At 74.9% G+C, this 26,375-nt stretch carries 26 protein-coding genes and 1 pseudogene; 23 read left to right on the top strand and 4 right to left on the bottom strand.

The features are described from left to right. Window positions 1-301 precede the first annotated feature (301 nt). The 6 genes and pseudogenes from GCU56_RS11295 to GCU56_RS11270 all read left to right on the top strand — a co-directional run bounded on the left by GCU56_RS11295 (window position 302) and on the right by GCU56_RS11270 (window position 5,833). Window positions 302-1,519: an ABC transporter substrate-binding protein gene (locus GCU56_RS11295; protein WP_163481826.1), complete on the top strand. Its 1,218-nt coding sequence runs from the start codon at window positions 302-304 to the stop codon at window positions 1,517-1,519. A gap of 292 nt (window positions 1,520-1,811) precedes the next feature. After that, complete coding sequence (locus tag GCU56_RS11290) at window positions 1,812-2,672, top strand: branched-chain amino acid ABC transporter permease (RefSeq protein ID WP_163481825.1); 861 nt, start codon at window positions 1,812-1,814, stop codon at window positions 2,670-2,672. Continuing rightward, a complete protein-coding gene (locus tag GCU56_RS11285) occupies window positions 2,665-3,735 on the top strand; it encodes a branched-chain amino acid ABC transporter permease (protein WP_163481824.1) in 1,071 nt (356 codons plus the stop codon). Before GCU56_RS11290 ends, GCU56_RS11285 begins: the two co-directional genes overlap by 8 nt. Beyond that, on the top strand, window positions 3,728-4,516 hold the full coding sequence (locus GCU56_RS11280; RefSeq protein WP_163481823.1) for an ATP-binding cassette domain-containing protein: 789 nt from the start codon (window positions 3,728-3,730) through the stop codon (window positions 4,514-4,516). Before GCU56_RS11285 ends, GCU56_RS11280 begins: the two co-directional genes overlap by 8 nt. A 19-nt stretch (window positions 4,517-4,535) precedes the next feature. Then, window positions 4,536-5,207, top strand: a pseudogene (locus tag GCU56_RS11275) (ABC transporter ATP-binding protein); the annotation flags it as partial. Window positions 5,208-5,212: 5 nt separating this feature from the next. After that, window positions 5,213-5,833, top strand: coding sequence for a hypothetical protein (locus GCU56_RS11270; protein ID WP_163481821.1), 621 nt, complete (start codon window positions 5,213-5,215; stop codon window positions 5,831-5,833). Here GCU56_RS11270 and GCU56_RS11265 read toward each other — a convergent pair. Both GCU56_RS11265 and GCU56_RS11260 read right to left on the bottom strand, forming a co-directional pair. Beyond that, a complete protein-coding gene (locus GCU56_RS11265; RefSeq protein ID WP_163481820.1) occupies window positions 5,776-6,723 on the bottom strand; it encodes a TIGR03621 family F420-dependent LLM class oxidoreductase in 948 nt (315 codons plus the stop codon). The genes GCU56_RS11270 and GCU56_RS11265 overlap by 58 nt on opposite strands. Continuing rightward, a complete protein-coding gene (locus tag GCU56_RS11260) occupies window positions 6,720-7,601 on the bottom strand; it encodes a nuclear transport factor 2 family protein (RefSeq protein ID WP_163481819.1) in 882 nt (293 codons plus the stop codon). Before GCU56_RS11260 ends, GCU56_RS11265 begins: the two co-directional genes overlap by 4 nt. Before the next feature lie 143 nt (window positions 7,602-7,744). Here GCU56_RS11260 and GCU56_RS11255 point away from each other — a divergent pair, with 143 nt between their 5' ends. From GCU56_RS11255 to GCU56_RS11215, 9 genes are read left to right on the top strand one after another with little or no spacing between them, the layout of a single operon-like run. Then, window positions 7,745-8,587 (top strand): SDR family NAD(P)-dependent oxidoreductase, encoded by an 843-nt coding sequence (locus GCU56_RS11255; protein ID WP_163481818.1) that lies wholly within the window; start codon window positions 7,745-7,747, stop codon window positions 8,585-8,587. Continuing rightward, a complete protein-coding gene (locus GCU56_RS11250; protein WP_163481817.1) occupies window positions 8,587-11,040 on the top strand; it encodes a xanthine dehydrogenase family protein molybdopterin-binding subunit in 2,454 nt (817 codons plus the stop codon). Before GCU56_RS11255 ends, GCU56_RS11250 begins: the two co-directional genes overlap by 1 nt. Then, window positions 11,037-11,555 (top strand): (2Fe-2S)-binding protein, encoded by a 519-nt coding sequence (locus GCU56_RS11245; protein ID WP_163481816.1) that lies wholly within the window; start codon window positions 11,037-11,039, stop codon window positions 11,553-11,555. Before GCU56_RS11250 ends, GCU56_RS11245 begins: the two co-directional genes overlap by 4 nt. Next, window positions 11,552-12,385, top strand: a complete 834-nt coding sequence (locus tag GCU56_RS11240; RefSeq protein ID WP_163481815.1) for an FAD binding domain-containing protein — start codon at window positions 11,552-11,554, stop codon at window positions 12,383-12,385. Before GCU56_RS11245 ends, GCU56_RS11240 begins: the two co-directional genes overlap by 4 nt. Then, the gene (locus GCU56_RS11235) at window positions 12,382-13,836 is read left to right on the top strand and encodes an FAD-dependent oxidoreductase (RefSeq protein WP_163481814.1); all 1,455 of its coding nucleotides are present in this window, start codon (window positions 12,382-12,384) and stop codon (window positions 13,834-13,836) included. The genes GCU56_RS11240 and GCU56_RS11235 overlap by 4 nt, the downstream gene beginning before the upstream one ends. Window positions 13,837-13,849: 13 nt before the next feature. After that, window positions 13,850-14,869 carry a zinc-binding dehydrogenase gene (locus tag GCU56_RS11230; RefSeq protein ID WP_163481813.1) on the top strand — a complete coding sequence of 340 codons (1,020 nt, stop codon included), beginning with the start codon at window positions 13,850-13,852 and terminating at the stop codon, window positions 14,867-14,869. Window positions 14,870-14,924: 55 nt separating this feature from the next. Beyond that, a complete protein-coding gene (locus GCU56_RS11225) occupies window positions 14,925-15,503 on the top strand; it encodes a VOC family protein (protein ID WP_163481812.1) in 579 nt (192 codons plus the stop codon). Between the two features lie 53 nt (window positions 15,504-15,556). Continuing rightward, complete coding sequence (locus GCU56_RS11220; RefSeq protein WP_163481811.1) at window positions 15,557-16,570, top strand: LLM class flavin-dependent oxidoreductase; 1,014 nt, start codon at window positions 15,557-15,559, stop codon at window positions 16,568-16,570. Continuing rightward, window positions 16,567-17,679, top strand: a complete 1,113-nt coding sequence (locus tag GCU56_RS11215) for a Gfo/Idh/MocA family oxidoreductase (RefSeq protein WP_163481810.1) — start codon at window positions 16,567-16,569, stop codon at window positions 17,677-17,679. Before GCU56_RS11220 ends, GCU56_RS11215 begins: the two co-directional genes overlap by 4 nt. On the opposite strand, the gene GCU56_RS11210 is transcribed toward GCU56_RS11215, so the two are convergent. After that, entirely contained in the window at window positions 17,652-18,374 is a 723-nt protein-coding gene (locus tag GCU56_RS11210; RefSeq protein ID WP_163481809.1) for a ThuA domain-containing protein, read from the bottom strand. The two genes, GCU56_RS11215 and GCU56_RS11210, sit on opposite strands and share 28 nt — an antisense overlap. Window positions 18,375-18,451: 77 nt before the next feature. Here GCU56_RS11210 and GCU56_RS11205 point away from each other — a divergent pair, with 77 nt between their 5' ends. The 4 genes from GCU56_RS11205 to GCU56_RS11190 are packed head-to-tail and all read left to right on the top strand — an operon-like array spanning window position 18,452 to window position 20,998. After that, a complete protein-coding gene (locus tag GCU56_RS11205; protein WP_163481808.1) occupies window positions 18,452-19,675 on the top strand; it encodes a cytochrome P450 in 1,224 nt (407 codons plus the stop codon). 13 nt (window positions 19,676-19,688) lie between these two features. Further along, window positions 19,689-19,910, top strand: a complete 222-nt coding sequence (locus tag GCU56_RS11200) for a ferredoxin (RefSeq protein WP_163481807.1) — start codon at window positions 19,689-19,691, stop codon at window positions 19,908-19,910. A gap of 42 nt (window positions 19,911-19,952) precedes the next feature. Further along, the gene (locus GCU56_RS11195) at window positions 19,953-20,246 is read left to right on the top strand and encodes a Dabb family protein (protein WP_163481806.1); all 294 of its coding nucleotides are present in this window, start codon (window positions 19,953-19,955) and stop codon (window positions 20,244-20,246) included. A 5-nt stretch (window positions 20,247-20,251) separates the two neighbouring features. Continuing rightward, the gene (locus GCU56_RS11190) at window positions 20,252-20,998 is read left to right on the top strand and encodes an SDR family oxidoreductase (protein WP_163481805.1); all 747 of its coding nucleotides are present in this window, start codon (window positions 20,252-20,254) and stop codon (window positions 20,996-20,998) included. A 36-nt stretch (window positions 20,999-21,034) separates the two neighbouring features. On the opposite strand, the gene GCU56_RS11185 is transcribed toward GCU56_RS11190, so the two are convergent. Then, window positions 21,035-22,045, bottom strand: coding sequence for an amidohydrolase family protein (locus GCU56_RS11185; RefSeq protein ID WP_163481804.1), 1,011 nt, complete (start codon window positions 22,043-22,045; stop codon window positions 21,035-21,037). A gap of 146 nt (window positions 22,046-22,191) precedes the next feature. Here GCU56_RS11185 and GCU56_RS11180 point away from each other — a divergent pair, with 146 nt between their 5' ends. From GCU56_RS11180 to GCU56_RS11165, 4 genes are read left to right on the top strand one after another with little or no spacing between them, the layout of a single operon-like run. Beyond that, window positions 22,192-23,412, top strand: coding sequence for a cytochrome P450 (locus GCU56_RS11180; RefSeq protein ID WP_163481803.1), 1,221 nt, complete (start codon window positions 22,192-22,194; stop codon window positions 23,410-23,412). Between the two features lie 43 nt (window positions 23,413-23,455). After that, window positions 23,456-24,226, top strand: a complete 771-nt coding sequence (locus GCU56_RS11175; protein WP_163481802.1) for an SDR family NAD(P)-dependent oxidoreductase — start codon at window positions 23,456-23,458, stop codon at window positions 24,224-24,226. Next, complete coding sequence (gene pdhA / locus GCU56_RS11170) at window positions 24,223-25,326, top strand: pyruvate dehydrogenase (acetyl-transferring) E1 component subunit alpha (RefSeq protein WP_163481801.1); 1,104 nt, start codon at window positions 24,223-24,225, stop codon at window positions 25,324-25,326. Before GCU56_RS11175 ends, pdhA begins: the two co-directional genes overlap by 4 nt. Beyond that, the gene (locus GCU56_RS11165) at window positions 25,323-26,321 is read left to right on the top strand and encodes an alpha-ketoacid dehydrogenase subunit beta (RefSeq protein ID WP_345771781.1); all 999 of its coding nucleotides are present in this window, start codon (window positions 25,323-25,325) and stop codon (window positions 26,319-26,321) included. Before pdhA ends, GCU56_RS11165 begins: the two co-directional genes overlap by 4 nt. Window positions 26,322-26,375 lie beyond the last annotated feature (54 nt).

Below are 26,375 nucleotides of genomic sequence, written 5' to 3'. Positions count from 1 at the left end.
GGATGGGAGTGCCGGGACCGTGTGACCCCGGTCACCCGACCGTAGGAGGAGGTGGATACCCGGTCAAGCACCCGTCGTCAGGGGGCTGACGACGGATGATCGACTGGCCGTGGGAGACCGCCGCACCGCGCCGTTGACGTGCGCAACGGTCCCCGCGCGCCCGTCCGGAGACGCCGGCGGCCCCGACGCCGGATCGTTATCCGCCGAAGCGTCGCTAGTTCATTGACCACGGAATCGGCGCGCTCCTATCCTGCCTCGAGCTGTGACGGCGATCACCGCACCAGTCCCCTGGAGGCCAGCAATGTCCCGTCGGACCCGACTCCTCAGCGCGGCGGCGCTGGCCCTGCTCACCGCGACGGCGTGCGGCAACGTCGCCAGCGACGACGGGGGAGGCGGCGGCGGCGGTGGCGAGACGCCACCGGGCATCAGCGACGACACGATCACCCTCGGCGCGACCCTGCCCCTGACGGGGACGGCGGCGGTCGCCGGCCAGGGCCTGGAGGCCGGGCTGCGGATCGCCGCGGACAAGATCAACGCCGACGGCGGCATCGGCGGGCGGCAGGTGGAGCTCGTCCTGCTCGACGACGGCTTCACCCCCGACCGGGTGGTGACGAACGTCCGCCGCCTCGTCTCGCAGGACAACGTCTACGCACTCGTCGCGCCGGCCGGCTCGCAGGGCCTGCCCGGCGCCTGGCCGTTCATCGCCGAGAACGGGACGCCGGTGTGGGGCCCGGTCTCGCCGTCGGACCCGCAGCAGGAGGAGGTCTACCTCCTCGGCCCGACCCGGACGACGCAGGACCAGGTGGCGATCGACTACTTCGCCGCGCAGGGGGCGACCCGGCTGGCGGTCATCCAGCAGGACAACGACCTGGGCCTGTCGGCCGAGGAGGCGCTGGAACAGCAGATCCCCAAGCACCCGGAGATGGAGCTCGTCGCGCAGGAGGTCACCCAGACCGGCGGCACGGACGTCTCGTCGGCGGTCAACAACGTCGTCGCGGCCAACCCGGACGCCGTCCTGCTCGCGACCGACAACACGCAGGTCGCCCTGGTCCTCCAGCAGCTGCGCAGCCGCGGCGTGAACGTGCCGGTCTTCGCCGACCAGGGCGGTGCGGGCACCGGCGGCCCGAGCGCCGTGGGCCCCGCGGGTGCGGCGGCCGAGGGCTTCATCGGCGGCCTCCAGGTGAACCTGACGACGGCCGACGCCCCCGAGGTCACCGAGTGGCGGGAGCTGGCCGAGCAGTACGACGGCGAGCAGGGCACCAGCGGGTTCTCGCTGCAGACCTACAGCTACCTGCTCGCGTTCGCCGAGCTGGTGGACCGGATGGGCGACGACCTCTCCTACGAGAACTTCCACGCCACGGCCGAGGCGCTCACCGACGACCCGGTCGTGCTGGGCACCGTGCCCGACATCGAGTGCGGGCCGCTCCCCGAGGGCCACACCTGCGTCCAGTCCGCCGGCCTCGCCGTCTACACCAACGGCGCGTGGCAGCTGCTGCAGGACTTCCAGGCCCCCGAGTGACGGCGCACGAGCCGGCCGGTGCCCGCCTCGCCGCACGCACCGGCCGGCTCGTCGCTAGCTCATTGACGACGCCTGCGCCGCCTCCCTACCATGCGACGACAGACGTGACGTGGATCACGGAGGCCGCCATGGCCGGGGAGCGCAGGACCCGGGGTGCCGGCCCGTCTCGCGGCCGGTACCGCCGCCCTCCTCCCACCCGGCGCCCGCCGGGCGCACCGGTCCTCCCGGGGAGCCGGGTCGTCCCCGCCGGTCGCGCCCCGAGGTCGCCCGGACACCGAGACAGGAAGGGCCCATGCTCCAGTCGATACTGAGCGGCCTCGAGGCGGGCAGCTGGTTCAGCCTGCTGGGGCTGGCCATCGTCGTCGTCATGAAGGCGGCGGACGTGCCGAACTTCGCGATGGCCGAGATCGGGCTCGTCGCGACCTACGTCGGGACCTCGCTCGCGGCGGCCGGCGCGAACTTCTGGGTGGCCGTCGTCGTCACCCTGCTGGCCGGGGTCGTGGTGGCGGTGCTCATCGACGTCGGGCTGATGCGCCGCCTCGCCGGGCACGGGCACTTCCCGCTGCTGCTCATGACCATCGGGCTGTCGCTGGCGCTCAACGCGCTGATCGGCCGGATCTGGGGGCAGGAGGCGCGCCGCTTCGACGCCCCGTGGTCGGGGTCGTTCGTGAGCATCGGCGGGGTCGAGGTGAGCGTCGCGCAGATCGTGACGATCGTCCTCGGCGCCGCGGGGGCGATCGCGATCACGTCCTTCTTCCGCACCTCGCTGGGGGCGCAGATGCGGGCGGTCGCGGAGAACCGCGCGACGGCGCGGCTGATCGGCGTCCGGGTGGGCCGGGTGTCGGCCATGGCCTGGGCGCTCGGCGGCGCCATCGCGACGCTGGCGGTGATGCTGCAGGCGCAGTCCACGCTGGTCTCCACGCACTCGGCGTCCTCGCTGATCGTGTACGGGTTCGTGGCCGCCACGATGGGCGGCTTCGTCTCGCTCATCGGGACCTTCTTCGGCGGACTCGCCCTGGGCCTCATCCAGTCGCTGGCCGGCCTCTACATCTCGACCAGCATCGAGTTCGCGGTCGCCCTGCTGGCCGTCGTCCTCGTGCTGCTGGCCCGTCCGTCCGGTTTCACCGCGGGATTGAGGTTGCGCGATGTCTGAGCTGTCCACCCGCCTCGAGGCCGAGCTGGCCGACGAGGCGGGCATCGAGGCGACCGTCGCCACCCCCGTCGAGGCGCCCCGCCGGCGGCGCCCGCTGCTCACCCCCGCCGTCCTCGCCGTCGTGGTGGTCGCGCTCTACGCGCTGCCGTTCGTCGTCAACAGCTACGTGCTGTTCGTGGCCAACCTGACGCTGGTCTACGCGATCGCCACGCTCGGCTTCGACATCCTCATCGGCTGGTCGGGGCAGATCGGGCTGGCGCACGCCGCGCTGTTCGCCGTCGGCGCCTTCGGCAGCACGATCGCGGTCGAACGCGGGATGCCCTTCCTGGTCACCCTGCCGCTGGTCGCGGTGCTGGCGGCGCTCATGGCCGTGGTCATCGGCTTCCCGGCCATCCGGCTCACCGGCTTCTTCCTCGCCATCGCCACGCTGGCCTTCGGGTTCGTCATCATCGAGGCGCTCACCGCCGCCGACGGCCTCACCGGCGGCGGTGCCGGCAAGGCCGTCGACGTCTGGACGATCCCCGGCATCACGGGCAGCGCGTCGACGTACTTCCTGACCGCGACCATCGCCCTGGTCGCGTTCCTCCTCGCCCGGCGGGCGCTGTACGGACGGTTCGGCCGGACGCTGCAGACGGTGCGCCACCTGGGCTCGCTGACCGGCTCGCTCGGCGTCTCGACGCTGCGCTACCGGCTCGTGGCCTTCGGCATCTCCGGGGGCATCGCCGCGGTGGCCGGCGCCCTCTACGCCCAGCTGCAGACGTTCATCTTCCCGGCGATGTTCGACTTCAACCTGCTGGTCCCGTTCCTCGTGATGGTCTTCGTCGGGGGTGCCGGGTCCCTCTACGGGCCGATCGTCGGTGCCGCCTTCGCGGTGGTGCTGGTCGAGCTCTTCCAGGACCTCGGCGACTTCCAGGCGATCGCCTACGGGCTGGCGCTCATGCTCGCGATCACCGTCCTGCGCGGCGGGCTGGTGTCGCTGGGCCGTGAGGTCCGCGACTCCCGCCTGGTGGGCAGACTCACCGGCCGCTCGGCCGCCCGGAAGGGAGCGGTGCGCCGTGCCTGACCCCGCCGTCGCCTCCGTCGACCTGGCCGGCATCCGCGTCGCCTTCGGCGGCAACGTCGTCCTGGACGGCGTCGACCTCGCCGTCGGGCGGGGCTTCACCGGGCTGATCGGGCCCAACGGCGCCGGGAAGACGACGTGTCTCAACGTGATCTCGGGCTACCTGCGCCCCGACGGTGGCACGGTGCGGGTGACCGGGGAGGAGGTCACCGGGCGGCCGCCGCACCGGATCGCCGCCCTCGGGGTGTCCCGCACCTTCCAGTCGCCGCGGCTGGTGCCCAACCTCTCCGCGCTGTCGAACGTCATGGTCGGGGCGCACCGGCACTTCCGCCACGGCCACCTCGCCGAGCTGTTCGGCCTGCCCTCGGCCCGGCGCGAGGAGCGCCGGCAGGAGGAGCGCGCCCGCGAGCTGCTGACCACCTTCGGCCTCGGCGACGTCGTCGAGCGGGACGCCGGCTCCTTCCCGATCGGCACCCAGAAGATCATCGAGGTGGCGCGGGCGCTGCTCAACGACCCCGCGGTGGCCCTGCTCGACGAGCCGGCGGCCGGGCTCGGGGCGGAGGACGTCGAGCGCCTGGTCGCCGGGCTGACCGCGTGGGTGACGGCCTCCGACAGCGCCGTCCTGATCATCGAGCACGACCTGGGGCTGATCTCGCGGCTGTGCCCGCAGGTGGCCGTGCTGCACTTCGGCCGGATCATCCAGTTCGGCCGTCCGGACGACGTCCTGCACGACCCCGTGGTCGTCGAGGCCTACCTGGGAGCGGACTTTGCTGTTGACGGTTGACGGGGTCACGGCCGGCTACGGCCGCCTCGAGGTCCTGCACGACATCTCGCTGCAGGTGGCCGAGGGGGAGATCGTGACCGTCCTGGGCCCGAACGGCACCGGGAAGACCACCCTCCTGCGGCTGCTGTCCGGGGCGCTGCACCCCTGGTCGGGGTCGGTGACCTTCGACGGCACGACCCTGGGCCGCACCGTGTCCGAGCGGCGCGCGGCCCTCGGCCTGTGCCAGCTGCCGGAGGGCCGCGGCATCTTCCAGACGCTCACGGTGGGGGAGAACCTCGACCTCGGCACGGTCAGCGGCCGGGGGTCGGCCGAGGACCGGCGGCGCGACAAGGAGCGGGTGCTGGGCCTGTTCCCGGAGCTGTCCGGCCGGCTGGACGCGCAGGCGGCGTCGCTGTCGGGCGGGCAGCAGCAGATGCTGGCGCTCGGCCGGGCCGTGATGAGCCGCCCGCGGCTGCTCATGGTCGACGAGCTGTCCTTCGGCCTGGCGCCGCGCGTCGTGAGCGACCTGTTCCAGGTCATCCTCGACCTGCGGGAGGGCGGGGTCACCTTCCTCGTCGTCGAGCAGCAGGCGGCCGCCCTGCGGATCTCCGACCGCACCTACGTGCTGCGCAACGGGCGCAACCAGCTCGAGCGGGCCTCGGCGGACCTGCTGCGCTCGGAGGACCTCGTCTCGTCCTACCTGCGGGGCTGAGCGCGGTGCCCGATCCCGCGGGCGAGCTGCACCTGGAGCCGCTGCCCGACCGGCTGCGACGGCTCGACCCGCCGGTGTCCCCCGACGTGCTGGCGATGGTGGAGGCCGAGCACGCCCGGTGGCGGACGCTGCACGACCGGCTGGTCGGCCTGATCGCCGCGCTGCTCGACGTGGCCGCCGACGACGGGCGGCCGGTGCGCGAGGTGGTCGACCGGCTGCTGGCGGGCACCCGGGTGTCGCTCGACACGCTCGTCGACGCGAGGATCGACCCGGCGGAGATCGCCGCGCTGCTGCGTGCGCACGGATCGACCGGCACGGTCACGGCGGAGGACGGCGGCACGGTGTTCCGGCACCGGTGCGGCAGTGGCCAGCGGTACTGGCGGGAGCACCCGGAGACGCCGACCGTCGCCGACGGCGAGGTGCCGGGGGTCCCGGGTGGCCGGCCCCGGTACTGCGCCCGCTGCATCGCCACGATCTCCCACCACGGCGGCGAGCGGTGGCGGGTGGACCCGCCGGCCGACCCGTCGGGGCACTGCACGTGGACGGTGGCCGGCGGGGGCGAGCTCGCTCAGGTCCCGGCGAGCCCGGCCACGACCGGGGTCAGGGACGCCGCGTCGGAGTCGTAGACGGTCACGTAGGAGAAGCCCCACCGCTCGCGGGCCTGCAGCAGCCGCTCGGTGACCTGCGCGCGGGGGCCGATCAGGCAGTGCGGGGAGGCGAGCAGCTCCCGCGGGGCCAGGTCGAGGCCGGCCGCCGCGATCCGCCGCGCCGCCGCCTCCTCGGGTCGCTCGGTCACCTCGGCCCAGTAGGCCACCAGGTGCAGCTCGGGGGCGACCGGCCGCCCCGCGGCGGCCGCGCGGACCCAGCCCACCTTCTCGTCGACGGCGTCGGCGAGGGCCGAGCGGGTGGCCTGCGGGCCCACCCGCCCCTCCCGGACGTCGATGTTCACGCTGACCACGTCCGCCAGCCGGCCGGCCAGCCCCAGCACCCGCGGGCGGGCGCCGCCGACCAGCAGTGGGGGGCGGGGCTGCTGACGCGGCGCGGGGACGCTGCGCAGACCGGTGACGCGGGTGTGCTCGCCGGTCCAGGTGACCGGCTCCGGGCTCCCCAGGACGGCGTCGAGCACGGCGAGGGTCTCCGCCAGGCGGTCCACGCGCAGACCCGGCGGGTCGAACGGCAGGCCGGAGACGGCGTAGTCAGCGGGCATCCAGCCGGCGCCGATGCCGACCTCCAGCCGCCCGTCGCACAGCACGTCGAGGGTCGCGAGCTCCTTGCCCAGCACCGCGGGGTGCCGGAAGTCGTTGTCCAGCACCAGCGTGCCCAGCCGGATGGAGGACGTGGCCTGGGCGACGGCGGCCAGCGTGAGCAGCGGCGAGGCGGGGGACCGGTCGAAGTGGTCGCTCACCTGGAAGGTGCCGAAGCCGTCGTCCTCGGCACGGCGCGCGCGGTCCAGCCACTCGGTGCGCGTCGCGGCCGGCCGCATCGCCAGGACGCCGAACCGGAAGGGGATGCTCACGGCGCCGCGTCCGGCCGGTCCAGCACGTCGCCGAGCCGCTCGCGCCAGGTGGCGAGGTCGACGTAGTCGCGCACCTCGGCCAGCAGCCCGCTCGCCGGGTCCACGGTGTAGACGCCGTTGCACTCGATGGCGTACTCCCTTCCGCCGATCCAGAACCGGTCGACCCGCTCCAGCCAGGCGCGGTCCCCGTCGGCGGCGGTGCTGACCACGTCCCAGCGGACCCGCTCGCACCGCGACAGGATGCGGGCGAAGACCGACCGGATGGCGGCCGGGCCCACGGCGGGCGGGTGCGGCACGTTGGCGTAGCGGGCGTCGACCGTGAAGCAGGCGGCGACCGCGTCGGGGTCCCGGCTCTCCACCGCGTCCAGGAAGCGCCGGACGGCGGCGGCGACCGAGCCGGCGGGTCCCGGCTCGCCCCGCGGCACCCAGACCCAGGCGGTGCCCGGCATCCCCTCGACGACCGTCGCGGCCACCGTGCGCGCGGCGATCCGCCACCCGGCGGGGGTCCGCCGCAGCCGGTCGAGGTAGCGCAGGTGCACCCGCGAGCGCGCGCCGTCCCGGTGCTCGTGGGTGGCGGTCACGTAGGTGGCGGCCTCGGCGGTGTCGCCGTCGAGGCGCACCCGGCTCTGGCCCAGCTGGTGGTGGGTGCGGCGGAACTCGGCCTGCCCCCGGCCGATCCGGGCCTGGACGGCCGCCAGCCCCGAGACGGGGCCGCCCCGGCCGGGCCCGTAGTCGGTGGCGCAGTCGGCGGTGAAGACCGTGTCCAGGCCGGCGATGTCGTACTCGTCGACCCGCTCGCAGAACGCGGCCAGCACGTCGGCGATCGCGGCCCGGTCGCGGAGTCCGGCGAGGGCGGCTGCCGGGTCGACGTCGTCCATGCCACTCCTCGGCCGCCGGATGTGCTCGTGCTGCAGTCGTTACCACACCAACGACTAGTGCGACAAGCCGTTGCCCGGACCTCGGGCCGTGCCGTAGGAAGGCCCTGCACGCTGTCGGCTGGGTCACACAACGAGGTGGGCACATGGGCGTCGAACTACGCGGGCTCGAGGGCAAGGTCGTCCTCATCACGGGGGCCGGACGGGGTCAGGGGGCCAACCACGCGCGGGAGTTCGCCCGCGCCGGGTGCGACGTGGCGGCCGTCGACATCTGCCGGCCCATCGAGGGGCTGTACGACACCGCCTCGGCCGACGACCTGGCGCTGACGGTGAAGCAGGTCGAGGAGCACGGCCGCCGGGCGCTCGGCCTCACCGCCGACGTCCGGGACGAGGCCGAGGTGCAGGCCGCCGTCGAGGCCGCGCTGGCGGAGTTCGGGCGGATCGACGTGCTGGTCAACAACGCGGGCATGGCCGCACTGGACACCATCCACGACATGAGCGCGGCGACGCTCGACGCGGTCATCGACACCAACCTCAAGGGGCCGATGCACGTCGCGAAGTTCGTCGTGCCGCAGATGATCGGCCGCCGGGCGGGCAAGATCATCAACATCTCGTCCGCGGTCATCGGCAGCGGGCACGCGATGCTGTCGCACTACGTGGCCAGCAAGCACGGCGTGGTCGGGCTGACGCGGTCCTGGGCCACCGAGCTCGCCGAGTTCGACATCAACGTCAACGCGATCGCCCCGGCGACGATCAAGCCGGGGCCCGACCGGCACGGCTCGGGGATGGTCACCGGGCTGTCGGGCGCCATGGGGATGGACCCGGACGAGGCCTTCGAGGTCTTCTCCGCCCAGGGCAACCTCCCCGGGGAGCACTGGCGGGCGCAGGCGCAGGACATCACCGACGCGGTGCTCTTCCTCGCCTCGGACAACGCCCGGATGGTCACCGGCCACGTGCTGCACGTCGACTGCGGCCAGGCGACCCGCTGATGGCGTCGATGGTCGGGGCCACCGTCGTCCGCAAGGAGGACCCCGCCCTGCTGACCGGGCGCGGCCGCTACGTCGACGACATCCAGCTGCCGGGCGCGGTTTCCATGGCCTTCGTCCGCAGCCACCAGGCGCACGCCCGGGTCACCGCCATCGACACGGAGGCCGCGCGGCAGCTGCCCGGCGTCCTCGGGGTGTGGACGGCGGCCGACCTCGAGGGGCTGCCGGCCACCCGGTCCATCCCCGGGATGGAGCGGCCGTGCCTGGCGTCGGACACCGTCCGCTTCGTCGGGGAGCCCGTCGCCGTCGTCGCCGCGCAGGACCGGTACCTGGCGGCGGACGCCGCGGCCGCCGTGGTCGTGGACTACGAGCCGCTGCCCGTGCTGGCCACCATCGAGCAGGCCATGGCCGAGGGCGCCGCGCCGATCGTGCCCGGGCAGGCCAGCAACGTCGTCATGGACCAGCCCCTGACCGAGGGTGACGCCGAGGCCGAGCTGGCCGCCGCCCCGCACCGCACCAGCCTGCGCATCCGCAACCAGCGCCTGGCCGCCGTGCCGATCGAGCCGGGTGGCTGCGTCGCCAGCTGGGACAGCACCGGCCTCACGCTGTACGCGACGGTGCAGGCGCCGCACCCGGTGCGCAACGAGCTGGCGGTGATGTTCGGCCTGCCGCAGCACGAGGTCCGCGTGGTCGCCCCCGACGTGGGCGGCGGCTTCGGGGCCAAGGCGAGCTTCTACCCGGAGTTCATCCTCACCGCGGAGCTGTCCCGGCGGCTGGGCCGGCCGGTCAAGTTCGTCGAGACCCGGAGCGAGAACCTCGTCTCGATGACCCACGGCCGGGCCCAGCTGCAGGACATCGACGTCGGCTTCGACGACGAGGGCCGGCTGCTGGCGATGCGGGTGGCCATCGTGCAGGACTGCGGGGCCTGGCCGGACGCCACCGGGGCGGGCCTGCCGACGCTGACCATCTTCATGTCCGGCGGCTGCTACAAGGTCGGCACGATCGCCGCCTCCTTCCGCAGCGTCACGACGAACACCACGCCCGTCGCCGCCTACCGGGGCGCGGGCCGGCCCGAGGCGGCTTACCTGATCGAGCGGGTCGTCGACGTGGTCGCCGACGAGCTCGGCCGCGACCCGGTCGACGTGCGCCGGGTGAACCTCATCCAGCCCGGCGAGATGCCCTTCGCCACCCAGTGGCCGGGCATCGTCTACGACGAGAGCGACTACCCGCGGCTGCTGGACACCCTGCTGGAGCACCTGGACTACGAGGCGCTCAAGCGGGAGGCCGAGGAGCGCCGCCGGGACCCGCAGCGGCCGCTGCTCGGCATCGGGTTCTCGACCTTCGTCGAGATGGGCGGCTTCGGGCCGTCCCCGCTGTTCGAGCAGTTCGGCTACATCGGCGGGTGGGAGTCCTCCACCGTGCGGATGAACCCGGACGGCTCCGTGGTCGTCTCGGTCGGCACCAGCCCGCACGGCCAGGGCCACGAGACGGCGTTCGCGCAGATCGCCTCCGACGCCCTGGGCGGGATCCCGATGGAGCGGATCACGGTGCGCCACGGCGACACCCAGACCATCCAGGAGGGGATCGGCACCATGGGCAGCCGGGCGATCCCGGTCTGCGGCCCCGCGGTGCAGCGCTCCAGCGACAAGGTGCGCCAGAAGCTCCTGCAGATCGCCGCCCACCTGCTGGAGGCCAGCGAGGACGACATCGAGCAGGACGGCGAGCGGTTCGCCGTCCGGGGGACGCCGGGCGCCGAGGTCACGGTCGCCGAGGTCGCGCTCACCGCGTACAAGCCGCACAAGCTGCCCGAGGGGATGGAGATCGGGCTGCAGGTGATGGACTACTACGAGCCGACCAACCTCAGCTACCCCAGCGGGGCGCACGCCTGCGTGGTGGAGGTCGACCGTGCCACCGGCCAGGTCAGCGTGCTGCGCTACGTCGCGGTCGACGACTGCGGCACGGTCATCAACCCGCTGACCGCGCGCGGCCAGGTGGAGGGCGGACTCGCGCAGGGCATCGCCCAGGCGCTGCTCGAGGAGGTCGTCTACGACGGCGAGGGGCAGCCGGTCACGTCGTCCCTCATCGACTACCAGGTCCCCGGTGCGCCCGACGTCCCCGGCATGGAGACCCACCACGTCGAGGTCAGGACCAGCTTCAACCCGCTGGGGGCCAAGGGGCTCGGCGAGTCCGGGGCGACGGCCGCGCCGCAGGCCGTGGTCAACGCCGTCGTGGACGCGCTGTCGCACCTCGGCGTCCGCGACCTCGACATGCCGCTGACCCCCTTCCGGGTCTGGACGGCGATGCGCGCCGCCGAGGAGGGCCGCGCCGCCGCGGCGAGCGACGGGACCGGACCCCCGCCCGAGGCGATGCGGCCCGACCCGGCCGCGCCCCCACCCCCGGACGGCATGCCGACCCCGCCGGCGGACGGCGACGACACCTGGAAGGTCACCCCATGAGGCACGACGTGACGCTCCGCGTGAACGGGGTGGTCAACCGGCACACCGTGGAGTCGCGGCAACTGCTGGTCCACCACCTCCGCGAGACGCTCGGGCTCACCGGCACCCACGTCGGCTGCGACACCTCCAACTGCGGCGCCTGCACCGTCCTGCTCGACGGCGTGGCGGTGAAGTCCTGCACGGTGTTCACCGTCGCCGCCGACGGCGGGGAGGTCCTGACCGTCGAGGGCCTGGCCCAGGACGGGCAGCTCACGCCGGTGCAGGAGGGCTTCCGCCAGTGCCACGGGCTGCAGTGCGGCTACTGCACGCCGGGCATGGTGGTCTCGGCGACGGGGCTGCTGCTCGACCGGCCGGACCCCTCGCCCGAGGAGATCCGGGAGGGGCTGGAGGGCAACCTCTGCCGCTGCACCGGCTACCAGATGATCGTCGAGTCGGTCCGGTGGGCGGCCGACCACGGTGGCCCCGGCGCCGTGGCGGAGGCGCACCGCTCGCGCACCGAGGCGGGGACGCCGTGATCCCCGCCGAGTTCGACTACGTGGCGGCGTCCTCGCTCGAGGACGCCCTGCGGCTGCTCGGCGAGCACGGCGACGAGGCCAAGCTGCTGGCCGGCGGGCACTCGCTGATCCCGCTCATGAAGTTCCGGCTGGCCGCGCCCTCGGTGCTGGTCGACATCAGCCGGTTGCCGGAGCTGCGCACGCTGCGCCCGTCCGACGGCCACCTGCGGCTCGGTGCCGGGCTGCGCATCCGCGACCTGGAGCTGTCCCCGGTGGTGCGCGAGCAGGTCCCGCTGCTGGCCGCGGCGGCCGCCTCGGTCGGCGACCGGCAGGTGCGGGCCCGTGCCACCGTCGGGGGGACCGTCGTCCACGGCGACCCGGCGGCCGACATCCCCGCGGTCCTGGTGACCCTCGACGCGACCCTCGTGCTGCGCGGTCCGGCCGGCGAGCGGGAGCTCTCGGCGGCGGAGTTCTTCGTCGACTTCTGGGAGACCGCCTGCGGCCTCGACGAGGTGCTGGTCGAGATCGTGGTGCCGGCGCTGCCGGGGCGCCGGTGGGCGTTCGAGAAGTTCCGCCAGCGCAGCCAGGACTGGGCCACCGTCGGCGTCGCCGTCCAGGAGACCGCCGACGGGGAGCACGCCGTCGGGCTGGTCAACATGGCGCCGGTGCCGTGGCGGGCGTCGCCGGTCGAGGACGCCCTGCGCTCCGGCGCCGCCGTCCCGGAGGCCGCGGGGCACGCCGCCGAGGGCGCCGCGCCGCCGTCGGACCTGCGGGGCGACTCCGCCTACCGGGCGCACCTCGCGCAGGTGCTCACCGCCAAGGCGCTGACCACGGCGGGCGCCGGGTCGTGACCGAGCAGCTGGAGGCCGACGTCGTCGTCCTCGGTGCCGGCCCCGGCGGCATGGCCGCGGTGGCGGCGGCCGCGGCCGAGGGTGCCTCCGTGGTGGCGGTGGAGGCCCTGGACCACATCGGTGGCAACTGCGTCTGGTCCACCGGCTACCTGGCCTTCGTCAACTCGGCGATGCAGGCCGAGCAGGGCATCGTCGACGACGAGGACACCTTCGTCCGGGACGCCGCCCACATGGTCGAGCTGGCCGAGGACGACTACGGGCTGGTGTGGGACGAGGACCTGGTCCGCCTGTTCGCCCGGGAGAGCGCCGAGACCTACGACCTGCTGACCGCGCGCGGGGTCCGGTTCAGCCGGTTCATCCCGCGGCCCGCGCAGCACACGATCGACCGCATGGCCGCCGTCGAGGACCCCTGGATGTTCCTGCGGGCCTTCTCCGCCGACTTCGAGCTGCCCTCGGTGACCGCCCTCTACCGGACGACGGCCACCCGGCTGCGCACCGACGGCGACGGGCGCGTGGTCGGGGTGCTCGCGCAGCGGCGGGACGCCGACGGGAGCTCGCAGCCGGTCGAGATCCGGGCCCGCACCGGCGTCGTCCTCGCGACCGGCGGCTACCAGTCCAACCACCTGCTGCGGCAGCGGTACATGCCCGAGCACCTGGCCCGCGGGCCGTACCTGGGCGTGGACACCTGCCGCGGGGACGGCCACCTCATGGGGTCCGCGGCCGGCGGGGACCTGGTGAACATGACCTTCGTCCCGCCGCTGGTCATCGTCTCGTCCTCGCTGGTCGAGGACGCGATCGCGGTCAACGAGGCGGGCGAGCGGTTCCACGACGAGGCGGGCCCGTACGAGGACCGGGTGGCCGCGCTGCTGGCCCAGCCCGGACGACGGGGCTGGTACGTCTTCGACGCCGTCGTCGCCGAGGAGAAGCGGGCGCTGGTCGCCCAGATGCCGCAGCCGGCCGTCCACGCCGGCTCCCTGGCCGAGCTCGCCGGCGTGATCGGCGTGCCCGCCGAGGCCCTGGAGCGGACGGTCGGGACCTGGAACTCCTGGCTCGCCGACACCCGGGAGACCACCGACCCCGCCTTCGGCCGCGTGGTGCTCCCGCCCGGCCGGCGGACCGCCGCCACCGCGCCCTTCACCGCCGTGCCGATGGTGGTCGGGGTGAACTTCTGCTCCGGCGGGTTCCGCGTCACCACCTCGATGCAGGTCATCGACGTGTACGGCCGGTCGATCCCCGGCCTGTACGCCGCCGGGGACACCGTGGGCGGGCTCAACCCGGTCTCCGACCTCGGCGGCATCCGGATCTCCGGCGGCTTCACGCTGGGCCGGGTCGCCGGCCGCGCCGCCGCCCGCGGCACGACCGACGACGGCGACCACGGGACCGTGCAGGGGGCCCACCTGCCGAGCATGGTGGACACCAAGCTCGCCCTGGTCCACCTGCCCGGCGCCTGAGCGGGGGCCGGCGGTGCGCGCGGCGGTCACCGTCGACCGGTGCGCGATCGCGGTGCGCGACGTGCCACCGCCGGAGCCCGCGCCCGGGGAGGCGCTGGTCCGCGTGGCCGCCGTCGGCCTGTGCGGCACGGACCTGCACATGTGGGCCGGCGAGCGGGCCGGCGTCGGGTTCCCGCTGCGCCAGGGCCACGAGATCGGCGCGGTGGTCACCGACCTCCCGGCCGACGGCTCGGCGGCGCACCTCGCGGTGGGGGACGTCGTCGCCGTCGACCCGTCGTTCCCCTGCGGTGCCTGCGCGGTGTGCCGGCGCGGCGCGTGGCCGGCCTGCGCCGCCTTCACCGCCTACGGGGTGGCCCGCCCCGGAGGCCTCACCGACCTGATGGCCGTGCCCGGCGACCACCTGCACCCGGTGCCCGGCGTCGGGCCCGACGTCGCCGCGCTGGTCGAACCGGTCTCGGTCGCCGCGATGGCGCTGCAGCGTTCCGGCGTCCGGGCCGGGGACCGCCTCGTCGTGCTGGGCGCCGGCCCGATCGGGCTCGGCCTCGTCCTGTGCGCCCGGGTGGCCGGCGTCGGCGTGCTGGTCACCGACGTGCTGCCCGCTCGGCTGGAGCTGGCCCGGGCCCTGGGTGCCGACGTCACCGTCGACGTCTCCACCGTCGCCCCGGCCGCCGCCGTCGCGGAGTGGACCGGCGGCGCCGGGGCCGAGGCCGTCGTGGAGGCCAGCGGCTCGCCGCGGGCCCTGGACGGCGCGGTCGAGCTGGCCGGGCGGGGCGGGACGGTGGTCGTCGTGGGGCTGGGGGAGGGGGACCTGCGCGTGCCGGTCCCGCGGCTGCTCTTCGAGGGTGTCCGGGTCACCGGGTCCCGCGCCGGGCTCTTCCGCGAGGCCGTGGACGTCGTCGCGCGGCTCCCCGCGGAGACGGCGCGGATGGTCAGCCACCGCTTCCCCCTGGCCGACGTCGCGGCGGCCTTCGCCCAGGCACACGACGACCCGGCCGGCACCGCCAAGGTGCTCGTCGAGCTCTCCCCGACGTGACCACGTCCCCGCCGTCCCCGCGACGCGGGACGGGCCCCCGCCAGGAAGGACCGTCATGACCGGTGCCCCGCCCACCCCGCACACCGACGCCCCGGTCGGTGGCGTCGCGCCGGCCCTCGTGGACCGGGGAGCGCCGATGCGGTCGTTCGGCGAGATCTTCCACACCGGCCTCGTGGTCGAGGACCTCGAGGCGGCGATGGCCGATCTCAGCGCGGTCCTCGGCCTCGCCTGGACCCCGGTCGAGGAGCACGAGCTGCCGGTCGTGACCCCGGACGGCCCGCTGACCGCGCGGCTGCGGTTCGTCTACTCCCGGAGCGGGCCGTGCCGGCTGGAGCTGCTGGAGCCGGTGCCGGGCACGGTGTGGGAGCGGCCGGTCCAGCCGTCGTCGGGGGCCGGGGCCGCGCACCACGTCGGCGTGTGGGCCGAGGACCTCGCCGCGGCGTCGGACGAGCTGGTCGCCGCGGGACACCCCCGGGTGCTCACCTTCGACGACGGCAGCGGCGGCGCGGCCCGGTTCGTCTACCACCGGCTGCCGACCGGTCCGCTGGTCGAGCTGGTCGACGCCGCCCGCCGCCCCGCCCTGGAGGCCTGGTTCGCCGGCGGCCCCTACCCGTCCGCCATGCCCGGTCGCTGAGCCCGACCCCGGCCCGCCGCGGGCCGGGGACCCGCCGAACACGAGGAGCTGTCATGGGTTTCGGAGTGCTGTTCACGCAGGGCCTGGTGACGGGCCCGCCGCACCAGACCCTCCAGGAGATCCTGGCGCAGGCCGAGGCCGCCGACCGGCTGGGCTTCGACGCCGCGCTCACCACCGAGCACAAGTACTCCGACGAGTACTTCGGCTCGCCTGTCCCGCTGTCGTTCGCCATCGCGGCCCGCACCCAGCGGGTCCGCGTGGGCACCGCCATCGCGATCTCCCCGCTGTACAACCCGGTGGAGCTGGCCCAGGACGTCGCCACCCTCGACCAGCTCTCCGGCGGCCGGGCCTGGCTCGGGGTCGGGGCCGGCTACCTGCCGGTCGACTACACGACCGTCGGCGTGCCCTGGGAGGAGCGGGCGACGCGGTTCGACGAGAGCGCGCGCATCCTGCGCTCGGCCTGGACCGAGGAGCGCTTCTCCTTCCGCGGCGAGGTGTACGCCTTCGACGACGTCAGCGTCATCCCGCGCCCGCTGCAGGACGGCGGGGTGCCGCTGCACCTGGCCGCCTGGTCGCCCGGCGGGCTGCGCCGGGCGGGCCGGCTCGGGGACGGGTGGATCACCAACGCGCTGATGTCGCTGGACACGATGCGGGGCATGGCCGACACCTACCGGGCCGCCGCGCGGGAGGCCGGCCGCACCCCGCACGTGACCTCCATCCGGTTCTGCTGGCCGTCCCACGACCGGGAGCGGGCCGAGGCCGAGTTCGGCGCCACGGCACTGGCCATGGCACGGACGCTGTTCGACTACGGCGCGATCACCGACCTCCCCGGCGTCACCTCGGCCGACCAGATCACGCTCGCGGAGTTCGTCCGGGACCGCTTCGTCTTCGGGACGCCGGAGGAGTGCGCGCAGACGATCCGCCGGTTCACCGACGAGGTGGGCGTCGACGACTTCCTCCTGGTCTTCCGCTACCCGACCGGCCCCTCGCACGAGTCGGTCCTGGCCGCGATGGAGCTGTTCGCGGCCGAGGTCGCCCCGGCTGTCGCGGCCGCACCGGTCGCGTGACCGGGGGCCCGCGGCTGCGGATCGGGGTCGTGGGGGCCAGCTACGCGGCCGGCACCCACCTGCCGGCCTACGCGGCGCTGCCCGAGGTCGAGGTCGTGGCGGTCGCGACCGCGCACGCCGAGACCGCCGAGGCCGTCGCGCGGCGCTTCGGCGTGCCACGGGCACACGTCGGCTTCGAACGGCTGTGCGCCGACCCGGAGGTGGACCTCGTCGACGTCGCCACCCGGCCCAGCCGGCACCGCGGCATGGCGGAGGCGGCGCTGGCGGCGGGCAAGCACGTCCTGTGCGAGGCACCCCTGGCCGCGTCGGTGGCCGACGGCGCGGCGATGGCCGCCGCCGCGCAGCGGGCCGGCCGCCTGGGCCTGGTCGACATGCAGTCGCGGTTCTGGCCCGGCCTGGCCGAGTTCCGCCGGCTGGTCGACGAGGGGTTCCTCGGGACGCTGGAGAACGTCGAGGTGCGCGCCTTCTACCCGACGTTCACCCGGCCCGAGCGCGTGCCGTCGTCCCTGTGGTGCGCGGACGCGGGGTCCGGCGCCAGCAGCCTGCGGATCCACGGCCTGCACTCCGTCGACCTGGTGCAGTGGCTGTTCGGGGAGCTCTCCGGCGTGCAGGGCACCGCGGCCACCCGCCGTCCGGTGTGGCCGACGCCCGAGGGCGAGCTCGCGGCGACCAGCCGGGACAGCGTGGCGTTCACCGGCCGGCTGCCCGGCGGCGCGGTGGTCTCGGTGCACACCTCGTGGGTGGCCTGGCACGGCTCGGGCTGGCGGCTGGCCGCCTACGGCAGCGCCGGTGCCCTCGTGGCGACGGCGGCCGGGCACACCGGGCACTTCCCGGTGCGGCTGGCCGGCGCCCGCGCCGAGGACGCCGAGCTGGTCGAGATCCGCCCGCGGCCCGGCCCCGGCGACGACCTCCCCGAGCTGGCCCCCGACGCCGCGACCCTGCCCTTCGCCCGGCTGGTGCGCCGGCTGGCCGGGGTGCTCCTCGACGGCGGGGACCCGGCCGCGGCCGCCGCCCGCGCGCAGCTGCCGACGTTCGCCGACGGGCTGCGGCTGCTGGAGCTGGCCGACGCCGTCGACGGGGGTCAGCCGAGCGGGCCGCCGTCCGGCTGAGCGCCCACCGCCCAGCGCGCGGCTCGCGCCACGATCCGGCGGTGCTCCGGGACGGCGTACGAGGGCACGTGGTGACCGAGCGCGTCGTAGACCACCCGGCCGGCGCCCACCTCCCGGGCCCACAGCAGCGGGTGGTCGGTGCCGCCGTGCGGCGAGGAGGCCAAGCCCACCACGTCGTCGGTCCGGTCGAGGAACCCGTAGACCTCGTCCACGACGTCGAAGTCCGCGATCCCGGCGACGAGCGGATGGCGGTCGGTGGCGACCGTGACCCGTACCGGGCCGTCCAGGGGCGGGTGCGTGGACCGGTCCCACCGCCACACGCCGCCGAGCAGGTCCCGCCACCCCGGCCAGTCGTCGAAGCAGATGCTGGCTCCGTGCATGGCCAGCAACCCGCCCCCGGCGTGCACGTGCCCGCTGAGCGCCGCGCGCGCCTCCGTGGACAGCGAGATGGACCACTGCTCGCGCAGGTGGGCGTAGCGCTCCACCTGCATGGTCCAGCGGAGCAGGTCGAGCACGAGCAGCGGGCGGGGACCTCCGCCGGCCAGCCCGGTGAGCGCGGCCTCGACGTCCTCGGTGACCGTGGGGGTGAACCCGGCCCCGGTGAGGACCCGCGCCAGCTCCGCCGAGGTGGCCGGGAAGTCGTGCGCCACCCCTCCGGAGACGATGACCGCGGGCCCGAGCTGCTGACCGTCCACGAACGCCTCCTCCTTGACGTGAGAAGACTAACTACTACAGGCTGGGAAGCGACGCAGGTCACACCCGAGGAGTCCCGATGGCTGCACCCGCGCTGGACGTCGTGACGATCCAGACCTTCGCCGACGCCAAGGACGCCTACCGCCAGAAGGACCTGCGGCAGGCCCTGTACGACGAGGGCGAGGTGATCATGGCCGACGTCCTCGTCAACCTGCACGGGGACGAGCACCGCGCCCGGCGCCGGGTGGAGAACCGCAGCTTCCGCCGGGAGACCTTCGACCACTACGAGCGCGAGCTCTTCCCGGCCGTCACCGACCAGACGCTGGCGCCGCACGTGGCCGCCGGACGGGTCGACCTGGTCCACCTCGGGCACGAGCTGATGCTCAACCTGGCCGCGCTGACCGCGGGCGTGGACCGGCCGCAGGGCACCGCGGAGGAGACCGCGCGGCTCTACGACTACATGATGGTGTTCATCGAGGGCGCCACCCTCGCGCACTCCACCCGGGACAAGGACGTGCAGCGGCAGGCCATCGCCGCCGGCCTGCTCGAGTGGGACGAGGAGTTCCTCGCGCCGTCGGTCGCCCGCCGCCGCGAGGCGCTGGCCCGCCTGGCCGCGGGGGAGATCCCCGAGAGCGAGGTGCCGCGCGACGTCCTGACCGTGCTGCTGCGCTCCGAGGGCGAGCTGCGGCTGCCCCACGAGGTCCTGCGCCGGGAGATCGCCTTCGTGCTGCTCGCCGGGGCGCACACCAGCGCGACGGCGTTCGTGCGCTCGATCGACCACATCCTGTCCTGGGTGGAGGCCCACCCCGAGGACGCCGGAAGGGTCGTGGGCGACCCGCTGTTCGTGCAGCGCTGCATCCACGAGACGGTGCGGCTCAACCCCTCCAGCCCGATCGGGATGCGCTGGGCGCTCGAGGACGTGACGCTCAAGTCCGGGGTGCACGTCCCCAAGGGCGGCAAGCTGGTCATCGACCTGGCCGCGGTCAACCGCGACCCGGCGGTCTTCGGCCCGACCGCGGCGGAGTTCGACCCGTACCGGGCGCTGCCCTCCGGCGTCGGGCCGTTCGGGCTGAGCTTCGGCGGCGGCATGCACGTCTGCATCGGGCAGGACCTGGCCGCCGGCGTCGTCCCCCTGGGCGAGGTCGACCCGGACACCCACCTGTTCGGCCTGGTCACCGGTGCGGTGCAGCGGATGTTCACCGAGGGGGTGCGGCGCGACCCGGCCGATCCGCCGCAGCGCGACGCCAACACCGCCCGGCCCTACTGGGGCACCTACCCGGTGCTCCTGGGCCGCGCGGGCTGACGGGAGGGACCCGATGCCGCACACCGTGTCCGTGGACAAGGAGATCTGCATCAGCTCCGGCAAGTGCGTCGCCGACGCCCCCGCGGTGTTCCGGTTCGACGACGACGAGCTCGCCGAGGCGGTGGACCCGACGCCGACGGTGGACGACGGGTTCCTGGTCGCCGTGGCGCGCAACTGCCCCTCGGGCGCCATCACGGTGTACGGCGGACAGGGCGAGCCGATCGACCTCGACTGAGCGCGCCGCCCGCCCGTCCCCGAGCCGAGGAGTCCTCGTCCCGTGTTCCGTCACGTCGTGGTGTTCACCTGGACCTCCGAGTCCACCCCCGAGCAGCGCGAGGGAGCCCTCGCGGCGCTGCGGCAGTGGGGGGAGGACTGCCGCGAGTACGGCACCCTGACCCTCGGCGTGGACGCCGGCCTGGCCGAGGGCAACGGGAACGCGGTCGTCGTCGTCGACCTCCCCGACCGGGAGACCTACGCCGCCTACGCCGCCGACGAGCGGCACCTGGCCGCGCTCCGGGACCACGTGCGGCCGATCCTCGAGCGGCGCTGCGCCGTCCAGCACGAGCTGTAGTCCGCGTGGACCTCGGACTGCACGGCCGGCGGGCGGCCGTCGCCGCCGCCACCAGCGGGCTGGGGTTCGCCAGTGCGGCGGCCCTGCTGGCCGAGGGCGCCACGGTCACCATCTGCGGCAGCGACGCCGGACGCGCGGAGGCCGCGGCCGACCGCCTGGGCGCCGGCGCGTCGTGGGTGGTCGCCGACCTGTCCGACCCGGACGGCGCCGAGCGCTTCGTGCGCGACGCCCAGGAGGTCATGGGCGGGGTCGACGTCCTGGTGGCCAACGCCCCCGGCCCCCCGCCGGGCACGTTCGCCACCGCGCGGGCCGAGGACTATCCGGCCGCCCTGGACCTCAACCTGCTGTCGGTCGTTCGGATGTGCCTGGCCGCCGTCCCGGCCATGCGCGAGCGGGGGTGGGGGCGGGTCGTCGCGATCACCTCGATCGCGGTCCGCCAGCCGATCGGCACGCTGATCCTGTCCAACACCGCGCGGGCCGGCGCCACGGGCTTCCTCAAGACCCTCGCCCGCGAGGTCGCCGCGGACGGGGTGACGGTCAACAGCATCCAGCCCGGCCTGCACGAGACCGAGCGGGTGGAGGCGGTCTACGGGGAGGGCCTGGCCGCGCAGGTCGAGTCCATCCCGGCCCGGGCACTGGGTCGCCCCGAGGACTTCGGCGCGGCGGTCGCCTTCCTCTGCTCCGAACCCGCCCGGTACGTCACCGGGGTCGCGCTGCCCGTCGACGGCGGCGTCCACCAGGGCCTGCTCTGACCCCCGGGGGCAGGGACGCCCGTGTCTGCCCCCGGGTCAGCGGTCCAGGCGCAGCAGCCGGCGGGCGTTGGCCGACAGCACCGGGGCCAGGTGCGCCACCTCCTCCACAGCGTGGGCGCCGCCGGCGTCCCAGCCGGCGAAGTTGGTGCCGAACACCAGCCGGTCGGTGCCGGCCACCCCGGTGAGCAGGTCGAGGGATTCGCGGCTGTGCACGTGGGTGTCCAGCCACAGCCGGCGCAGGTAGTGCTCCACCCCGTGCTCGCGGAGGAACTCCGGCACCCAGGCGCGGGGGACCGCCGCGGCCCGCCCGAAGCGGCCCGCCACGTAGGCGGTGACGCCGCCGCCGTGGGACAGGCACACGTCCAGCCGCGGGTGGCGCTCCAGCACCCCGCCGAAGACGAGCGCGGCGACGGCGAGGGTCTCGTCGTAGGCGAAGCCCAGCAGCAGGTCGAGGTCGAAGCGACGCAGCCGCGGGTCGTCGGCCGGGCCGGTGCTGCCCAGCGGCGAGGGGTGCACGAACAGCGGGACGTCGAGGTCGACCACCGCCTCGTAGAAGGCGTCCAGGGCGGGGTCGTCGAGCGTCCGGCCGGGGTCGGTGTCGACGTAGGCCGCCGACAGGCCGACCTCGCGCACCGAGCGCTCCAGCTCGCCGATCGCCGCGTCGAGGTCCTGCATCGGCAGCTGCGCGGCGCCCAGCAGCCGCCCCGGGTGGGCGCGGACGAGTTCGGCGAGGGCGTCGTTGTGCGACCGGGCGTACGCCGCCGCGGCGGCCGGCTCGAGGTCGCCGAAGTAGGTGATCGGGTTGGGGGACAGCAGCTGGACGTCGATCCCGGCGGCGTCCATCGCGGCGATCCGCACGTCGACGTCCATGAAGGCGCTGCCCTCGTACCGCACGCCCCGCAGCACGTAGTCGCCCACCCGGTAGAAGGGCGTCCCGTCGGGCGCCGTCCCGAGCTCGGGGCCGGCCGCTCCCGCCGCGCCCAGGCTCATGGGCAGGACGGCGTGCGCGTGGACGTCGATGACCGGGGCGGCGGGGTCGGCGGCCATGGATCTCCTCGGGCTGCAGGGGACGGCCCGGTGCGGCACCCTCACGGGCCGAGGGCATGGACGTGAGACGTGGGACACACTAGCGTCGTTAGGCGTATGACGCCGCATGCCGAGACGCGGTCGTCCCCGCGAACGGAGGAGGCCGCATGTCCGCCGACCAGCTGACGGAGACACCGCAGCTGACGCTGAGCACCTTCGCCGAGCTCTGGGACGGCTTCCGGCAGCGCGACCTCCGCCAGCGGCTCTACGACGCCGGCGGCGTGGTCATGCGCGACGCCCTCCTCGACCTCCACGGCGACGCCCACAAGCTCCGGCGGCGGGTGGAGAACCGGCTGTTCCGCCGCGGCACCTTCCGGTTCTGGGAGGACGAGCTGGTCCCGCGGATCATCGACGAGGCGTTCGCCCCGAGCCTGCGCGCGGGGCGGGGGGACCTGGTCCAGCTCGGGTACCGGACGACGATGAACCTGACCGCGCGGGTGGCCGGCGCCGACCACCCGACCGGCTCGGTCGAGGAGACCGACGCCCTGCAGCAGTTCGCCGTCACGTTCAGCGAGGGCGCCACCCTGGTGCACAGCACCCGGGACCACGCGCAGGTGCGGGCCGAGGTCGAGGAGGCCCTGGGCCGCTTCGACGCCATGTTCTTCACCCCGTCCTACGAGCGCCGGCGGGCCCTGGCCGCCGACCCCGCCGTCCCCGAGGACGAGCTGCCCCGCGACGTGCTGATGGCGATGGTGCGCAACGCCGACGAGCTGGGCGCCGACCGCACGGTGATGCTCCGCGAGGTCGCCTTCTACCTGCAGGCCGGCTCGCACAGCACCTCCGACGCGTTCACCCACGCCGCCGACGAGATCCTGCGCTGGCGGCAGCGCCACCCGGACCTGGCCGGCCGGCTGGGCGACGACCGGTTCGTGCAGCGCTGCGTGCACGAGGTGTTCCGGCTGCACCCGGCCAGCCCGGTGGCCGAGCGGCGCGCGCTGGCCGACGTGACCCTCCGCGACGGGCGGGTGGTGCCGGCGGGGACGGTCGTGGTGATGGACATCCGGGCGGCCAACCGCGACCCGGAGGTGTTCGGCGCCGACGCCGAGGAGTTCGACCCGCTGCGGACCGTGCCCGACGGCGTCCCCCCGTGGGGGCACACCTTCGGCGGCGGCATGCACGCCTGCATCGGCATGGAGCTCGACGGCGGCACCGTTCCCCGCGACGAGGCCGGCGGCGGCCCCGACCACGTGCTGGGCACCGTGCCGCTCATGGTGCGCGAGCTGCTGCGGCACGGCGTCCGGCCCGACCCCGACCACCCACCGACGAAGGACCCGCACTCCAAGCGCGACCACTTCGGCACCTACCCGGTCCTGTTCGACCCGTCCTGAACCCCGGCCGGCCGCGTCGGTCACCGTCCCGTAGGAGAAGCAGATGAGCTGGGCAGTCGTCACCGGAGCGGGCCGGGGGATCGGTGCGGTCATCGCCCGGCACGCCGTCAAGGAGGGGTACCGGGTCGCGGTCTGGGACGTCGACCGGGCCGCGGCCGACGCCGTCGCGGCCGAGCTGGGGGACGCCGCCGTCGCCGCCACCGTCGACGTGGGTGACGAGGCCTCGATCGAGGCGGGGTTCGCCGCGCTCCCGGAGGCGCCCGGCCTCGTGGTCAACAACGCCGGCCAGGTGCGCTTCGGCCCGCTGCTGTCCCTCAGCGCCGACGACTGGACCGACGTCCTCACCGTCAACCTCACCGGCACGTTCCTGGTGTCGCGGGCCGCGGCGCGGCGCATGGGGGAGGCCGGCGGCGGCGCGATCGTCAACATCTCCTCGGTCAACGGGATCGCCGCCGCACCCAACGCCGGCGCCTACACCGCCACCAAGGCCGCGATCCTCATGCTCACCGAGCAGATGGCGCTCGAGTGGGCTCCGCTCGGCATCCGGGTGAACGCGGTCGCCCCCGGACTGATCCTGGCCGGCATGTCCGACCCCATCTACGCCGATCCGGAGATCCGTGAGCTGCGGCAGGGCAAGGTGCCGCTGGGCAGCCTCGGTTCCGCCGACGACGTCGCCGCCGCCGTGCTGTTCCTCGCCTCGGACAAGGCCGGGTACGTGACCGCTCAGACCCTCGCCGTCGACGGCGGGCTGACCAAGGCCGCGATGCTGGGCCTGTCCCGGCCCAAGAGCGTCGACTCCGTGGGCGACCGATGAGCCAGCCGCTCATCGACCCGCCGGGCCAGGACGACCCCGGCGTCCAGCTGCTCACCCCCGGAGGCCGGCGGGTGGCCGACCCCGGGCACCCCCTGGACGTCGACCTGCCCACCGTGCAGGGGCTGCTGCGGGACATGACGCTGCTGCGCCGCTTCGACAGCGAGGCCACCGCGCTGCAGCGGCAGGGCGAGCTGGGGCTGTGGGCCAGCTGCCTCGGCCAGGAGGCCGCACAGGTCGGGGCGGGGCGGGCGCTGGCACCGGCGGACTTCGCCTTCACCAGCTACCGCGAGCACGGGGTGGCGTGGTGCCGCGGCATCCGGCCGACGCAGATGCTGCGGTTCTGGCGCGGCAGCGCCCACGGCGGCTGGGACCCGCGGGCCGCCGGCATGGGCAACTACACCGTGATCATCGGGGCGCAGGCGCTGCACGCGGTGGGCTACGCGATGGGCATCCAGCGCGACGGCGCCGACGCCGCCGCGATGGCGTTCTTCGGGGACGGCGCGACCAGCCAGGGCGACGTCGCCGAGGCGTTCACCTTCGCCGCGGTGTCCTCGGCGCCGGTCGTCTTCTTCTGCCAGAACAACCAGTGGGCGATCTCCGAGCCGCTGAGCCGGCAGACCCGCGTCCCGCTGTGGCAGCGGGCGCACGGCTTCGGGTTCCCGGGCGTGCGGGTGGACGGCAACGACGTGCTCGCCGTCCTGGCGGTCACCCGCGCCGCGCTGGCGCAGGCCCGGGCCGGCGGCGGGCCCACGCTGATCGAGGCCTTCACCTACCGGATGGCCGCCCACACGACCTCCGACGACCCCAGTCGCTACCGCGACGCGGCCGAGGTGGACCAGTGGCGGGCGCGCGACCCGCTGCTGCGGGTGGAGCGGTACCTGCGGGCCGAGGGCGTCGGGGACGCCTGGTTCGACGACCTCGGCGCGGAGGCCGACGACCTCGCCGAGGGCATCCGCTCCGGCGCTCGCGCCCTGCCGGACACCGACCCACTGGCCGTGTTCGACCTCGTCTACGCCGAGCCCCACCCGGCCATGGCGCGGCAGCAGGCGGAGCTGGCCGCGCACCTCGCCTCCTTCACCGGCCCCCGGGAGCCGGGGTGAGCGAACCGGGCGGGACGACGACCCTGGCGCTGGGCGCGGCGATCAACGCCGGCCTGCGCCAGGCGATGGACGACGATCCGAGGGTGCTGGTCCTGGGTGAGGACGTCGGGCGGCTCGGCGGCGTCTTCCGGGTCACCGACGGGCTCCAGAAGGACTTCGGCGGCGACCGGGTCGTGGACACGCCGCTGGCCGAGTCCGGGATCGTCGGCGCCGCGATCGGGCTGGCCGTCCGGGGCTACCGGCCGGTGTGCGAGATCCAGTTCGACGGGTTCGTCTACCCGGCGTTCGACCAGGTGGTCAGCCAGCTGGCCAAGCTGCGCACCCGCTCCGGCGGCACGCTGGCCATGCCGGTGGTCATCCGCATCCCGTACGGCGGGGGCATCGGCGCCGTCGAGCACCACAGCGAGTCCAACGAGTCCTACTTCGTGCACACGGCCGGGCTGCGCGTGGTCGCCTGCTCCTCGCCGGCCGACGGCTACCGGATGATCCAGGAGGCCGTCCGCAGCGACGACCCGGTCGTCTTCTACGAGCCCAAGCGCCGCTACTGGGAGAAGGGCCCGGTCCGGCTCGGCCCGGCCGCCGACGACCTGCCGCTGCACCGGGCGCGGGTGGTGCGGCCCGGCACCGACGCGACCGTGGTCGCCCACGGCGCGATGGTCCGGGTCGCCCTCGACGCCGCGGAGGCGGCACGGGCGGAGGGACGCTCCCTGGAGGTGGTGGACCTGCGCTCGCTCTCGCCGCTGGACCTGCCCACGCTGGTCGACTCCGCCCGCCGCACCCGGCGCGTGGTCGTCGTCCACGAGGCGCCGCGGACGCTCGGGCTCGGGGCGGAGATCGCGGCGGAGCTGGCCGACGCCTGCTTCTACGAGCTGGAGGCGCCGGTGCAGCGGGTGACGGGCTACGACGTCCCGTACCCCCCGAGCCGGGTCGAGGAGGACTTCCTCCCCGACCTCGACCGGGTCCTCGACGCCGTCGACCGCACGTTCGGGTACTGACCCATGGGAACGAGGTGGCGGCCGATCGTGACTGGCATGCTCACGACGGTGCCG

This window comes from Geodermatophilus sabuli (genome assembly GCF_010686765.1).
GTDB classification, from domain to species: Bacteria; Actinomycetota; Actinomycetes; order Mycobacteriales; family Geodermatophilaceae; genus Geodermatophilus; species Geodermatophilus sabuli_A.
The sequence above is the reverse complement of the archived record's forward strand: the minus strand, read 5'-3'. Positions and strand labels throughout refer to the sequence as shown.

Excerpts from the sequence above, each read along its gene's own strand:
- GCU56_RS11295 (WP_163481826.1), top strand. The coding sequence starts at position 302 with ATGTCCCGTCGGACCCGACTCCTCAGCGCGGCGGCGCTGGCCCTGCTC.
- GCU56_RS11290 (WP_163481825.1), top strand. The coding sequence starts at position 1,812 with ATGCTCCAGTCGATACTGAGCGGCCTCGAGGCGGGCAGCTGGTTCAGC.
- GCU56_RS11285 (WP_163481824.1), top strand. The coding sequence starts at position 2,665 with ATGTCTGAGCTGTCCACCCGCCTCGAGGCCGAGCTGGCCGACGAGGCG.
- GCU56_RS11260 (WP_163481819.1), bottom strand. The coding sequence starts at position 7,601 with ATGGACGACGTCGACCCGGCAGCCGCCCTCGCCGGACTCCGCGACCGG.
- GCU56_RS11255 (WP_163481818.1), top strand. The coding sequence starts at position 7,745 with ATGGGCGTCGAACTACGCGGGCTCGAGGGCAAGGTCGTCCTCATCACG.
- GCU56_RS11250 (WP_163481817.1), top strand. The coding sequence starts at position 8,587 with ATGGCGTCGATGGTCGGGGCCACCGTCGTCCGCAAGGAGGACCCCGCC.
- GCU56_RS11245 (WP_163481816.1), top strand. The coding sequence starts at position 11,037 with ATGAGGCACGACGTGACGCTCCGCGTGAACGGGGTGGTCAACCGGCAC.
- GCU56_RS11225 (WP_163481812.1), top strand. The coding sequence starts at position 14,925 with ATGACCGGTGCCCCGCCCACCCCGCACACCGACGCCCCGGTCGGTGGC.
- GCU56_RS11220 (WP_163481811.1), top strand. The coding sequence starts at position 15,557 with ATGGGTTTCGGAGTGCTGTTCACGCAGGGCCTGGTGACGGGCCCGCCG.
- GCU56_RS11205 (WP_163481808.1), top strand. The coding sequence starts at position 18,452 with ATGGCTGCACCCGCGCTGGACGTCGTGACGATCCAGACCTTCGCCGAC.
- GCU56_RS11200 (WP_163481807.1), top strand. The coding sequence starts at position 19,689 with ATGCCGCACACCGTGTCCGTGGACAAGGAGATCTGCATCAGCTCCGGC.
- GCU56_RS11185 (WP_163481804.1), bottom strand. The coding sequence starts at position 22,045 with ATGGCCGCCGACCCCGCCGCCCCGGTCATCGACGTCCACGCGCACGCC.
- GCU56_RS11180 (WP_163481803.1), top strand. The coding sequence starts at position 22,192 with ATGTCCGCCGACCAGCTGACGGAGACACCGCAGCTGACGCTGAGCACC.
- GCU56_RS11175 (WP_163481802.1), top strand. The coding sequence starts at position 23,456 with ATGAGCTGGGCAGTCGTCACCGGAGCGGGCCGGGGGATCGGTGCGGTC.
- pdhA (WP_163481801.1), top strand. The coding sequence starts at position 24,223 with ATGAGCCAGCCGCTCATCGACCCGCCGGGCCAGGACGACCCCGGCGTC.